A 12,808-nucleotide genomic window follows, 5' to 3' on the forward strand; every position below is an offset into this window, starting at 1 on the left:
GTAGCCCTTCGGGCAGGCCATACGGGGATGACGGAAGAAGCCCAAGTTGGGAGGTCTGCTGCGCGAGCTACTTCGAAGAGCATGCCCTGTGGGCGTTGGGGCTTTGGTTAGTCTAGGGCGTTGCCCAGTTCTGTTCTTGAGCTGATGCCTAGTTTGGGGAAGATTCGGTGTAGGTGGGTGCTGACTGTTCGGTGGGACAAGTAGAGGCGTTGGCCGATTTCGCGGTTGGTCAGGCCCTCGGCGGCTAGTTGGGCTATGCCCAGTTCGTGGGGTGTCAGCAGGTCTCGGGCGTTTGGGGAGCGGTTGGGGCTGGTTTCGCTTGTTGTTCGGAGTTCTTGGCGGGCTCGGTCGCCCCATAGGGGGGTGCCTAGGGTGTCGAAGGTGTCTCGGGCTGTTCGTAGGTGGTCTCGGGCTTCTACTACTCGGCGGTTGCGGCGGAGCCATTCGCCCATTGCCAGTTCGGCTCGGGCTTGGTCCAAGGGCCAAGGGGTGTTCAAGGCTTGGGCGAAGGACTTGTCGCTGGGGGTTAGGACTGCGTTGGCGTAGTGGAGGCCGAAGCGGAATGCGGGGGACGCCGTGAGGGGCAGGGTTGAGAGCAGGGCTGCCAGTTCTTCTGTTCTGTTGCTGCGTACGGCGGCGTCGGTTAGTTCGGGTAGGACGTAGTGGTGTAGGGCTGCGTGGTGGGCTGGGTCGGTTGGGGTGAACAGGCGGCGTAGGTCGGTGAAGGCGTCTGTGTGGCGGCCTTCTGCTGTTGCGGCCAGGGCTCGGGCGCGGCGGGCGGTGGAGAGGACGGGGCGGGCGGCGGCGGTTAGGCCTGTGCGTTCTGCTTCGGTGGCCAAAGCGGTTGCTTGGCGTGGGTCGCCGCGTAGGGCGGCGATTTCGGCTTGTATGGCTTGGGCGAAGCCGATCAGGTAGGGCTGGTTGGTTTCTACGGCTAGTTTTTCGGCCTCTACGGCGGCGGGGCGGGCGCGGGTGATGTCGCCTAGGCGTACCCGGCTCCATGCCTGCACGGCCAGTGCCCTGGTCAGAAGGCCTAGGCGGCCTTGAGCGCGTAGGCCTGGCACGGCGAGACCCGAGAAACGCGCGGCCAGGTCGAATGCGCCTACCTGCAATGCGGCGCTGCCCAGGTACCTTGCCCGCTGCGGGTCGGTCTCGCTGGATAGGGCGGCTAGTCCACTGAGGACAGTGTCGACGCGGGTTGTGGGTGCTAGGTAGGCCGCGATTGCCACCGCGCGCGGGTCTAGAGGGTCGGGGAGCAGGCGGTCTGCTACGGCTAGGAGAGCATCGCGTGCTTCTTTGCCGGGTTCGGTCCAGAAGCAGCGCATGCCGGCGCCCCACAGGATTCGGGTGGCCAGGTCGGGGTCCTCTACGTCGGCGGCGGACTGTGCCAGGTCCGCCAAGGCCATTGCGCCGGATCCGTCGGCGATGCCGTCGTCGAACGCGCTGACCAGCCATGTCGCTGTGGCCCGCTGGTGGTGTTCTAGCGGTAGGCGTTCGGCCTCGGACACTAGGCGGTCTACTACGTCCCGCCTTCCGGCCTCAACGGCGAGTTCGGCGGCTCGTAGCAGTCGGGGGGCGCGTTGGGGGGTGGTGCCCAAGCGGGCGGCGCGTTCCAGGGCCTCGATCGCCGTGTGTACTGCGCCTCGGCGTTGGGCTCGGTTGGCGGCGTGGGTTAGGTCGGCGGCTACGGCCTCGTTTGGGGCGTCGGTTGCTGCCGCGCGGTGCCATACCTGGCGGTCTGGGTGGTCTTTTAGGAGGTTTGCCAGTGCCTGGTGGACGGGGCGGGTGTCTGTGGAGTTGGCGATGGCTGACCGCATCAGCGGGTGCCGGAAGCGCACTGCGCCGTGTTCGATCTCGACCAGTCGGGCCTTGACGGCGGGTGCGAAGGCGGTGGCGTCTATCGGGCCGAACAGAGCTGCGGCGGCGGTTCGGGCCTCGTCTTCCGAGTCGCCGTCGTTGACGGCTGCCGCTAGAAGGCATGCGGCGGTTGCTGGGGGGAGTGTGGCCACACGGTCTAGGAATGCGCGTTCTAGGCGTCGTTCTGTCGGGTGGGTGGGGAGTTCGGTGAGGGCCAACGGGTTGCCGGCGGCTGCGTGCAGCAGGCGGGTGCGCTCGTCGGGGGTGAGGTCCGGGGCGGTGGTGGTGAGGAGTTCGGCGGCGGCGTCGTCGGTCAGTGGGTCCAGGGGGAGTGTGGGCAGGTCGTCGAACGGGGACGGGGTGTCGTCGCGCACGGTTGCCAGCAGGACGATCGGTTCGGAGTCCAGGCGGCGGGCCACGAAGGCGAGCACCTCGGCGCTGGAGCGGTCTAGCCAGTGGGCGTCGTCGGCGACCACGACCAGCGGTCGGGTCGAGGCCTCCTCCGAGAGCAGGGACAAGGTGGCCAGGCCCACCAGGTACGGGTTGGGCGTGGGTCCCTCGGCTGTGCCCAGCGCGGTGGCTAGGGCGTCGCGCTGCGGTGCGGGCAGCGTTTCCACGCCGTGCCGGACGGGGTGTAGCAGTCGGTGCAGGCCCGCGAACGGCAGGTGTGCCTCGGCCTCGGTGCCCACGGTGCCCAGCACGCGGCACGTCACCACCGCGTCGGCCACCAGGGCGGACTTCCCGACGCCCACCTCGCCCCGCACGACCAGCGCGCCGCCGCGCTCGGCGATCCCGTCGAGCACCTCGGCCAGCCGCTTGCGCTCCACGTCGCGCCCGATCAACCTCACGCCGCCCATCTTTCCAGGTCGTGAGGCGGCCTCAGTGGGGTCTCGGGTGGGGTTCGACGTCGTGAACCCGGTGGTCAGGTGCGCAGGTAGGAGGCGCCGTTGAGGTCCAGCACGGTGCCCGAGGCCCATTCCGCCTCGGCCGAGGCCAGGTAGACGACGGCGGCGGCGATCTCCTCGGGCTTGGCGACCCGGTGGAACGGGCTCTGGCGGAGGACCGCGTCGTCCACCATGTCGGCGACCCGGTCGGTGGCGACGAAACCGGGGGCCACGGACGTGACCGCGATGCCGTGCGGGGCGAGGGCCACCGCCAGGGACTGGCCCATCGAGTGCAGGGCGGCCTTGCTCGCGCCGTAGGCGGGCATGTCGGGTTCGCCGCGGAACGCCCCGCGCGAGCCCACGTTCACGATCCGGCCGTGGATGCCCCGGTCGATCATGTGCTTGGCCACGCAGTAGGACATGTTGGCCGCGCCGAAGACGTTCACCTCGAACGTCCGCCGCCACAGCGCCTGCCACTGCGCGTAGTCCAGGTTCGTCAGCGTGCCCAGTTCCACCAGGCCGGCGTTGTTGACCAGGACGTCGATCGACCCCAGCTCCTCGACCGCGCCGTCCACGGCCCGGGTGATCGACTCCGGGTCGGCCAGGTCCACGTCCGCCGACGACAGCCCGACCACCCGGTCGCCCAGGTCGCGGAACGCCGCCGCGATCGCCGCCCCGATGCCCCGGCTACCGCCGGTGACCAGCACACCCCTGCCCATCAGCGGAACCCCCCTCGACGCCCTGACCCCGGAAACCTAGATCGACTTCCGCCCGAACCGCAACCCGGCCCCGGTCAGGCCGGCGTGAACAGCACGAGCGGGATGACCCGGCCGGCCTTGGTCTCGTAGTCAGCGAAGAACGGCGCGCGGGCCAGGACGACCTCCTGCCACAACCGGTCCCGCTCGGCCCGGTCGAGCACGCGGGGGTGCGCGTCGAATTCCTCGTCGCCCACCCGCAGGTGCACCGCGTCGGCGACCCGGACGTTGTGGAACCACTCCGGCTCCGGCTTGGACCCGCCGGCGGACGCGGCGGCCAGCAGCCCGCCGTCGTGGGGGAAGTAGGAGATCGGCACCGTGCGCGGCTGCCCGGACCGGCGGCCCCGGACGGTGACCAGCATGACCGGCAGCTTCGCCTTGGCCGTGCGGCCGACACCCCGCCGGTACAGGCGGGTCGCGAGTCGGTTGGCCCGTGCGCCCAGACCCCGCAGGAACGGCGGCCACTGGCTGCGCACGCGTCGGATGTAGCGGGCGTAGCGGCGACGGCCGACCAACCTCCACATCACCTTGACGATGGTGGGCAGGTTGGCGGTGAACTCCGCGGCCTCCTGCGGTGTGGTGACCTCCAGCATGGTGCCGTGCATGATCGGCAACACCGAGCGCGGGAACTTGTCGAACGACCGCTGCCCCAGCTCGGCCCACTCGCCGGCGGTGACGTGCTCCTCGACCAGCGGCAGGATCTCGCGCTCCTCGTCGTCGAGGTGCTCGGTGAGCGTGGCGGCCAGTCGCGTCACCGCGGTCGACAGCTCGTCGGCGGTGCCGCGGTCGGCGGTCGCGCGCCACCGGCCCAGCAGGGCGCGGGTCTGCTCGACGTGGCCGGCGAGGGCCTGGTGCTGGGCCTCCATGCGGTGCACCAGCTCGGCGCGCGGCTGGACGCGGCTCAGCAGCAGCGGCCACAGGTACTCGTCCTCGGCGGCGTGGTGGTGGTGCAGGGCGTCCAGCAGGAACGCGGCGTGGTCGGCGATCGGCTCCGCGCGGCCGGTGGCGCCGTCGGCGGTCCGCGCCACGAGCGCGGCGACCTCGCGGAACCCGCGCCGGAAGATCCGGTGCACGATCACCATGTCGTGCACCGCGGGCCGGCCCGAGTCCGGCTCGCGCAGCGTGATGTTCATCGGTCGATCGGTGCTCATGCGGGTGAGCGTGCGCCGGGCGGGGGAGGTGCGCGCGAGTAGTCGGGTACTCGTCTTCACCTCGGACTACCGTGTCGTGGATGGGCCGCCGCTGGCCGCTCACCGGACGGGCCGAGGAGCTGGGCTTCGTCGACGCGGCACTGCGCCGCGCCGGTGGCCTGGTCGTGGCCGGGGCGTCCGGCGTCGGCAAGACCCGCTTGGCCCGCGAGGCCGTGACGGCGGCCGGCAGGCGCGGCGCGACGGTCCGCTGGGCCACCGCCACCGAGTGCACGCAGGCCCTGCCGCTGGGGGCGTTGGCACCCCTGGTCGGCGAGGTCGAGGGCGACTTGCTGCACGTCCTGCCGCGGGTCGTGGCGGCGTTGACGGCCGGGGGCGGTGTCCTGCTCGCCGTGGACGACGCACACCTGCTGGACGGCCTGTCCGCGGCGGTGGTGCACCAGATCGTGCTGCGCCGAGCGGCGACCGTCGTGGTCACGTTGCGCACCGGCGAACCCGCCCCCGACGCCGTGACCGCCCTGTGGAAGGACGGCCACCTGGACCGCCTCGAACTCCAACCCCTGTCGGAGGACGAGACCGAGGCCCTGCTGACGTCGGTCCTGGACGGCCCGGTGGCAGGCACGACGAGCATCCGACTGTCCCGCCTGGCCCAGGGCAACGTCCTGTTCCTGCGCCAACTGGTCGACGACGCCCTGGACGCTGGCCGCCTGCGCCCTCTCGACGGCCTCTGGCAACTCACACCCCCTCCGACAAGTCCAACGAGCACCTCCGCCGCGACCGCCCCGGAATTGTCGGTACCCCGAGGGACAATGGAAGCGGGGGCCGGAGGCCGCGCCTCGCCCACTGCGCCGGAGCCCGTATCCCCAGGGCACGCCCACCCTGCGCCCGCCTCTTCAGGGCACGCCTCCCAGGTGTCGGTCTCCGCAGTGCCGGTCTCGCCGGTGCTCGCCGATCTGGTCGCGGCCCGGATGGGCGCACTGCCCGACCCTGTCCGCGAAGTCGTCGACCTGCTAGCCCTCGCCCAACCGCTACCCGCCGCTGTCCTGCGCGCGCTGACCGGCCCGGACGCCGTGGAACACGCCGAGTCCCGGGGCCTGGTGCACGTCGACCCCGACCTGCGCGTCCGCCTCGCCCACCCCCTCTACGGCGAGACCCGGCGCGCGGCGATGGGCCGGTTGCGGGCGTGCCGGCTGCGCGGGGAGATCGCCCTCGCCCACGGCACCGACGACGTCCTGCGCCGCGCGGTGCTGCTGCTGGAGTCCGATGTGGAGCCCGACCCGGACCTCCTCGCGGAGGCGGCGGGTGAGGCGGTGCGGTTGTCGGACCTGCCGCTGGCCGTCCGGCTGGCGCAGGCCGCGGTGGCCGCCGGCGCCGGGTTCCGCGCTCGGGTCGTGCTGGCCGACGCCCTGTCGTGGCTGAGCCGGGGCGAGGACAGCGAGGCCGAGATGCGGGCCGCCGCCGACCTCGCCGCCGACGACGCCCAGCGCGCCAAGGTCGCCTTCGGCCGCGCGGCGAACCTGTTCTTCACCCTGGGCCGGCCACGAGCCGCCGAGGCGGTGCTGGACGAAGCCATGACGACCGTGTCCGACCCGGACGCACGGGCGGCGCTGGTCGCCCTGCGCGCGGCGGTACTAGTGCTGCTCGGCCGGTCGTCGGAGGCGGTGCTGGCCGCGACGGAGGCGTTGCGCGCTGAACTGCCCGACGTGGCCCTGGTGCTGGCGTCGTTCGGGCTGGTCGGCGGCCTGGGTGTGCGGGGGCGGGCCGACTCGATCGGGTCGTGCGCGGAGCGGGCGTACGCGGCGGGCGCGCGGACGTTCGACGCGGCGATCCCGTGCTACGGCCTGGCGTTCGTGCACGTGGTGGGCCTGCGCCTGGCCGGGTACCTGGACGAGGTGGACCGGGTCGTGCAGCGGCGCCGGCCGGACATCCCGGGTCCGCCGCAGCTCTACGCACTGTCCCTGCTGGGCCACGCGGCGCTGGCGCGCGGGCGGCTCGCCACGGCGATCGGGTGGTTCCGGGAGGCGGTGTCGGGTTTGGCGCCCTCGGACACCTCCGGTTTCGCCACCCACTGCCTGCTCGGCCTGGTGCAGGCGCACGCCCTGACCGGAGACCCGGCCGCCGCCCGCCAAGCCCTGTCCACACTGGACCGCACACCGCACCCGGCGACGGAGTTCACGGCGGTGGAACGGATCGTGGCACGGGCCAGGATCGCGGCGTCCGAAGGCGCGCTCATGGAGGCGGTGGCGCTGTGCCACGAAGCCGCGGCGCTCGCGGCCGATCGCGGCGAGGACGCCCACGAGGTGTTCGCCCTCCAGACCGCCGTGTGCCTGGGCGACCCGACCCCCGCCGACCGCCTGGCCGAGCTGGCGGGCCGAGTGGACGGCCCCCGCGCCCCGGCCGCCGCCGCCCACGCCGCCGCGCTGGCCGCCGCCGACCCGGACCGCCTGCTGACCGTCTCCGGAACGTGGGAACGCCTGGGTGACGGGGTGTCCGCCGCTGACACCGCAGCCCAGGCCGCCGCCCTGTACCGGACGCTGGACCGCCGGGGTTCGGCCGCCCGCGCCGCCGCCGTGGCCGACCGCCTGGCGTCGGCGTGCGAGGGCCTGCGAACCCCGGCGCTGTCCGAAGCCGCCCGACCGCTCCCGTTGACCCGGCGGGAACGCGAGATCGCCACCCTGGCCGCCGGCGGGCTGTCCAACCGGGAGATCGCCGACCGGCTGGTGGTCTCGGTCCGCACCATCGAGGGCCACCTCTACCGGGCCGGCGCGAAGCTGGGCACCACCACGCGGTCCGAGTTGGCGGCGGTGCTGGGAATCGAGTAGCCCGCTACTCGCCCGCCGGGCCCCGCACGGGCGGACGCTGACCCCATGACCCACCCGTCCCGCCGAACCGCCGCGCTGCGGCGCCTGCCCGTTCTCCACGCGCGGGCCTTGCGGCTGCGGGACGAAGGCCGGTCGACCGAGCAGGTGGCGGAGGAGTTGGGCCTGGAACCGGAGGCGGTCGGTCCGCTGTTGGCGGTGGCGGAGGCGAAGTTGGCGACCCTGCTGGAGGAGTGATCACCAGTACTGGTGCCGCTGCCCGTCGGTGTCGGCGACGAAGACGACCGCGTCCGCGCCGGCCAGGTCCGCCGGGTCGAACGGGAGGTGGCCGGGCACGATCGGCTCGCCCCGCCGGATCGACGCCGGCAGCGCGGCCCTCAAGGCTTCGGCGGGGAACAGGCTGCGGCGGGTGGTCGCCTCCGCCAGCACGGCCTGGAGGGTGCCCGGCTCGCTGCGAGGGTTGGCGTCGGTCGCCACGAACACGTACCGCTCGCCCAGGGTGAGGGCGGCGAGCGCGCCGGCACTGGCCCAGCTCGCGTTCTCCGGGCCGACCGCCATGTGCGACGGCGAGCGCTGGAGGTGGACGTTGTGCGCGAACACCAGGCTCGGCCCGCGTCCCCGCTCCTGGGCGACGATGTCGAGCAGGTTGTCGGCCATCATCTCGGCGCGCAGGCTGAGCAGGGTCGCGATCCGGTCGGGCGAGGGCGTGGCCATCGCCGCGTGGTAGCGCAGCAGGCCCAGGGCGGTGCGGGCGTGGGCGACGGCGTGGTCGTAGCCGGTCGGGTCGGCGCCGCGCAGGGCCGGTTCGGTCCGCCGCAGGGTGCTGACCAGGTCGTCGGCGACGATGCGCAGCGCGCGGGCGCGGTGGGTGTCGCCGATGGACGCGGCCGGGTCGTACATGGCCGCCGGGTTGGTCCAGTCGGCGTCGTCGCCCAGCAGGGCGTCCAGCGGACCCGGTCGCAGGGCTTCGGGGAGGAAGTCGACGACCGAGGTCAACGCGTGGCGCGGGCTGGGCGCGGCGGCGGTTTCCAGGGGCGCGTCGAAACCGTGGAAGCGGACCCGGTCCTGCGGGGCTTGGTCGGCGTTGTGCGCGCGGAGCCATTCGACGAGTTCGCGGTTGCCCGGCACGTTGCCGAACGAGTGGCTGAACCCGGTCGCCAGCACCGTGTCGATGTCACCCGCGCCGCCGGACACGTAGTCGTCCACGATGGACGCGGCGAAGAAGTCGGTCTCCAGCACGACCGACCGGTACCCCCGTTCGACCAGGTGACCGAGGAGTTCGTTGCGCAGCAACGGGAACTCCTTGATCCCGTGGGTCGGTTCGCCCAGGGCGAGCACGGTCGGCGGTTCGGCGCGTTCGGTGAGCAGGAGGTCGAGGACGTGGGCCGGGTCGTCGAGCGGGATCGCGTGCAGACGTGTGCCAGTGGACATGGGTTTGACGCTATCGTTGAAGACTCGGGTGAGACTTTCGTTGAGGATCTCAGCGCATTTCTGTCATCAACCTTCAACCGGGGGTGTACGTGCGTCCGATCGACCTGGCTCGGGAGCACGGGTTGTCCGCCCAGGCGGTCCGCAACTACGAGGACGCCGGCGTCTTCCCGCCGACCGAGCGCAGCGAGAGCGGCTACCGGCGCTACACCGCCGTGCACGCCCAGGCACTGCGCGCGTTCCTCGCGCTGCGGGCCGGTCACGGGCACCAGCGGGCGGTGGAGATCATGCGGGCGGTCAACCGGGGTGACACCGAGTCCGCCTACCGGCTCATCGACGCCGCCCACGTTGAGCTGGTCGCCGAACGCGACACCCGCGCCGAGGTCGCGACGGCCCTGGACGCCCTGTCCAACAACGGTTCCACGCCCGTGGGCGGCCTGACGGTGGGTGAACTCGCCCGCCGGATTGGCGTGCACCCCGCGACCCTGCGCACGTGGGAGGCCGAGGGCATCCTGCACCCGACCCGCGACCGCGCCACCGGGTACCGCGAGTACGGCCCGGACGGCGTGCGCGACGCCGAGATCGCCCGCCAGCTGCGCCGGGGCGGCTACCGGTTGTCCCAGGTCGCGCGGTTCCTGGAGGCGTTGCGCGAGGCGGGCGGTGCCGAAGCCCTGACCACCTTCCTCGACTCCTGGCACACCCGCCTGACCGCCCGCAGCCGCCACCTGTTGTCCGGCGCGGCCCAGCTGGACGCCTACCTCACCCTTCGCCGGTCAGTCGGGCTGGAAGAATGCGAGCATCCGGCGTCCGGCGTCCGGCCCTGACAGGACTTCCTGGAGCTGTGCGGACATGCGGGCGGCGACGCTCGTGCGGTCGAACATCTCGCGCTCGTACTCTTTGACGGCGGTGGGGAAGTCGTCGGGGTGTGCGGCCAGGGCGAGGCCGAGCAGGGCGCCGTCGAGCAGCGCCATGTTGGCGCCCTCGCCCACCGGGGGCATCAGGTGCGCGGCGTCGCCGAGCAGGGTGACGTCCGGCTTCGACGGCCAGGTCAGGCCGACCGGCAGGGTGCTGATCGACCGGGCCAGGACCGTGTCGTCGCAGGCGGCGATCAGGGCGAGGAAGTCCGGGTGCCAGCCGGAGAACTCGTCGACCAGCCACGCTCGGGCGGCGGCCGGGTCGTCGGTCGGGAGGCCGCTGGTCGTGAACCAGTCCTCGGCGGTGTTGTAGAAGACGGCGTAGACGCGGACTCGGCCGTCGCCGTTGCATTGTGCGGCCAGGGTTCGGCCGTTGCCGAGCACCCAGAAGGTGCCGCGCCCGACCATTTCCGCGAGGTCGGGGCGGGTGCGGTCGACGTCGGGGATGCCGAGTTCGACGATGTGCTCACCGGCGTGCGCCGGGCGGGCGTCGGTGAGCAGCGGGCGGACGCGGGAGGCGGCGCCGTCCGCGCCGACCAGCAGGTCGTAGGTCGCGGTGCGGCCGTCGGCGAAGTGCAGCACGCCGTCGTCGGCGTGGTCGAAGGCGTGGTCCCAGCGCACGGCGTGGTCGGGGAGGGAGTCCAGGAGCAGGTCCCGCAGGTCGGCCCGGTCGACCTCGGGGCGGGCGAGCGGGGCGTCGTCGGGCGTGTCTTCCTGGAGCAGGAGTGTGCCGTCCGGGTCCAGGAGACGCAGGTCCTGACCTTCGCCGCGGGCGATCGCGTGGAACCCGTCGATCAGGCCGGCCTCGCGCAGCGCCCGTTGCCCGGTGTCGGCGTGGATGTCGAGCATGCCGCCCTGGCCGCGGGCGTCCCGCGAAGGGTCGCGCTCGTAGACGACGGCGTCGATGCCGTGGACGTGCAGCACTCGGGCGAGGGCGAGGCCACCTGGCCCGGCTCCGACGATGGCGATGGTCATGCTTCCTCCGATACGATGTATTGGTCGATACACTGTATCGGGAGATGCGCTGTATCGTCACCGGCATGGTGGTGTGGGAGCGGCCGGAGCCGCCGACTCGACCGGCGCCGTCCCCGCTGAGCCGGGAGCGGATCGTGGCGGCGGCGATCCGGCTGGCCGACGTGCACGGCCTGGACGCGGTCTCCCTGCGCAAGGTCGCCACCGAGCTGGACGTCGGCCCGATGCGCCTGTACGGCTACATCGACACCAAGGACGAGCTGCTCGACCTGATGGTCGACGCCGTCTACGGCGAGGTCCGGCCGGTCGGCGACGGCTGGCGCGAGGTGCTGCGCTCCCTCGCCGAGACCACCCGGCGGGCGGTGCACCGGCACGAGTGGTTCGCCGACCTGATCGGCGGGCGACCCCAACTGGGTCCGAACGCGCTGGCCCGGGGCGAGGCCGTGGTGTCCGCGCTGGGCGGTGTCGACCTGGACCTCGTCATGCCCGTGGTCGCCGCCGTCGACGCGTACGTGATCGGCGCGGTGCGCCGGGAGATCGCCGAGCGGCGTGCCGAGCGGGCGAGCGGGATGGACGAGCGGCAGTGGCAGGCCGCCTCCGGCCCCTACCTGGAGCGGACCTTCGCGACCGGTCGTTTCCCCGCGCTCGCCGAGGTCGTCCGCGACGCCGCCCACCTCGACGCCGACGAGACCTTCCGCCTCGGCCTGGACTTCCTCCTCGACGGCATCGGGGCCCGGCTGCGGCGGTAGGGCCGTGGTTCCCACCTGATGAGCGTTGATCGGGACGACCTCGGCGAACAGGTACGGTCCGTCGCGCAAACCCTGATACGGCCATCGGGGGAGGGTCTGCTCGGAAGAGCGGGGAGGGAGACAAGCCGTGCGCCGTGGTGTGTTTGGCACCGCTGTTGCCATGATCACGCTGACCAGCCTCGTGGCGGTGAGTGCTTGCGCGAAGGACCCCGGGGGCAGTGCCGTCGGGCCGGCCAACGCGACCGGCGCGGGGTGCGAGTTCGCGACGCCGCCCAGCCCGCCCGCCACCTCGACCACCAGCGCCGCCAAGTCCGGCGAGGGCGACAAGGTCGACGGGAGCGCGTTGAAGGTCGGGCTGGCCTACGACATCGGCGGCCGTGGTGACGCGTCGTTCAACGACCTCGCCGCCGCCGGGTTCGACCAGGTGATCAAGGACCTGGGGGTGAAGAAGGAGAACACGCGCGAGCTCTCCGCGGCCCCGAACGAGGACGAGTCGGTGAAGCGGTCCCGGCTGCGGCAGCTCGCCCGCGAGGGCTTCAACCCGATCGTCGGCGTCGGCTTCGCCTACACCGAGGCGCTGAAGGTCGTCGCGCCGGAGTTCCCGGACGTCCGGTTCGGCCTGGTGGACTCCGCCGTGGACGGCGCGGCCAACGTCACGCCGCTGGTCTTCGCCGAGCAGGAGGGTGCGTTCCTGGCCGGTGTCGTGGCCGCGTACCAGAGCAAGAAGTGCCACATCGGCTTCGTCGGCGGCGTCGACATCCCGCTGATCCACAAGTTCGAGGCCGGCTACACCCAGGGCGCGAAGACCGCCGCGCCGAAGATCGAGGTCGAGCGGAAGTACATCACGCCGGCCACCGACTTCACCGGCTTCCAGGACCCGGCGAAGGGCTCGGAGACGGCGAAGGGCCTCATCGACAAGGGCGCGGACGTGCTCTACCCGGCCGCGGGCGCGTCCGGCATCGGCGTGTTCTCCGCGGTGAAGCAGGCGGGCGTGCTGGCGATCGGCTGCGACGCCGACCAGTACAACCAGCCGACGTTGGCGGACACCCGGGACGTCATCGTCGCGTCGAGCCTCAAGCGCGTGGACGTGGCGGTCTACGACTTCATCCGCGCCGCCGCGCGCAACGACCTGGGCTCCCTGCCGAAGGTCTTCGACCTGAAGGTGAACGGCGTCGGCTACGCCACCTCGGGCGGCAAGATCGACGCCAAGCTGCAAGGCATCCTCGAAGGCTTCAAGGCCCAGATCATCGAGGGCAAGATCAAGGTGGCGGACAAGCGGTAG

The 12,808-nt window shown here is 72.4% G+C and carries 10 protein-coding genes; 5 read left to right on the forward strand and 5 right to left on the reverse strand.

What is annotated here, in order from left to right; genetic code table 11:
• Positions 1-107: 107 nt before the first annotated feature.
• From WBN91_RS10290 to WBN91_RS10300, 3 genes are all read right to left on the reverse strand, one after another.
• Complete coding sequence (locus WBN91_RS10290) at positions 108-2,714, reverse strand: LuxR family transcriptional regulator (RefSeq protein ID WP_337726733.1); 2,607 nt, start codon at positions 2,712-2,714, stop codon at positions 108-110.
• 65 nt (positions 2,715-2,779) lie between these two features.
• Positions 2,780-3,460 carry an SDR family NAD(P)-dependent oxidoreductase gene (locus WBN91_RS10295; RefSeq protein ID WP_337726734.1) on the reverse strand — a complete coding sequence of 227 codons (681 nt, stop codon included), beginning with the start codon at positions 3,458-3,460 and terminating at the stop codon, positions 2,780-2,782.
• A 74-nt stretch (positions 3,461-3,534) separates the two neighbouring features.
• A complete protein-coding gene (locus tag WBN91_RS10300) occupies positions 3,535-4,647 on the reverse strand; it encodes a nitroreductase family deazaflavin-dependent oxidoreductase (protein ID WP_337726735.1) in 1,113 nt (370 codons plus the stop codon).
• A gap of 80 nt (positions 4,648-4,727) precedes the next feature.
• Between WBN91_RS10300 and WBN91_RS10305 the strand changes: the two genes are divergently transcribed.
• Together WBN91_RS10305 and WBN91_RS10310 are read left to right on the forward strand one after the other, a co-directional pair.
• The gene (locus WBN91_RS10305; RefSeq protein ID WP_337726736.1) at positions 4,728-7,466 is read left to right on the forward strand and encodes a helix-turn-helix transcriptional regulator; all 2,739 of its coding nucleotides are present in this window, start codon (positions 4,728-4,730) and stop codon (positions 7,464-7,466) included.
• Positions 7,467-7,511: 45 nt separating this feature from the next.
• A complete protein-coding gene (locus WBN91_RS10310) occupies positions 7,512-7,700 on the forward strand; it encodes a hypothetical protein (RefSeq protein ID WP_337726737.1) in 189 nt (62 codons plus the stop codon).
• Here the strand turns inward: WBN91_RS10310 and WBN91_RS10315 are convergent, their stop codons facing one another.
• Entirely contained in the window at positions 7,701-8,894 is a 1,194-nt protein-coding gene (locus tag WBN91_RS10315; protein WP_337726738.1) for an erythromycin esterase family protein, read from the reverse strand. It lies immediately after the preceding gene.
• Positions 8,895-8,983: 89 nt separating this feature from the next.
• Between WBN91_RS10315 and WBN91_RS10320 the strand changes: the two genes are divergently transcribed.
• The gene (locus tag WBN91_RS10320; protein ID WP_337726739.1) at positions 8,984-9,715 is read left to right on the forward strand and encodes a TioE family transcriptional regulator; all 732 of its coding nucleotides are present in this window, start codon (positions 8,984-8,986) and stop codon (positions 9,713-9,715) included.
• Here WBN91_RS10320 and WBN91_RS10325 read toward each other — a convergent pair.
• Positions 9,665-10,780 (reverse strand): FAD-dependent oxidoreductase, encoded by a 1,116-nt coding sequence (locus WBN91_RS10325; protein WP_337726740.1) that lies wholly within the window; start codon positions 10,778-10,780, stop codon positions 9,665-9,667. The two genes, WBN91_RS10320 and WBN91_RS10325, sit on opposite strands and share 51 nt — an antisense overlap.
• Positions 10,781-10,845: 65 nt before the next feature.
• On the opposite strand from WBN91_RS10325, the gene WBN91_RS10330 reads away from it, so the two are divergent.
• Both WBN91_RS10330 and WBN91_RS10335 read left to right on the forward strand, forming a co-directional pair.
• Positions 10,846-11,526 (forward strand): TetR/AcrR family transcriptional regulator, encoded by a 681-nt coding sequence (locus tag WBN91_RS10330; protein WP_337726774.1) that lies wholly within the window; start codon positions 10,846-10,848, stop codon positions 11,524-11,526.
• Between the two features lie 160 nt (positions 11,527-11,686).
• Positions 11,687-12,808: a BMP family lipoprotein gene (locus WBN91_RS10335; protein WP_337726741.1), complete on the forward strand. Its 1,122-nt coding sequence runs from the start codon at positions 11,687-11,689 to the stop codon at positions 12,806-12,808.

Source organism: Saccharothrix sp. CCNWYY140 (genome assembly GCF_037401995.1).
GTDB lineage: Bacteria > Actinomycetota > Actinomycetes > Mycobacteriales > Pseudonocardiaceae > Actinosynnema.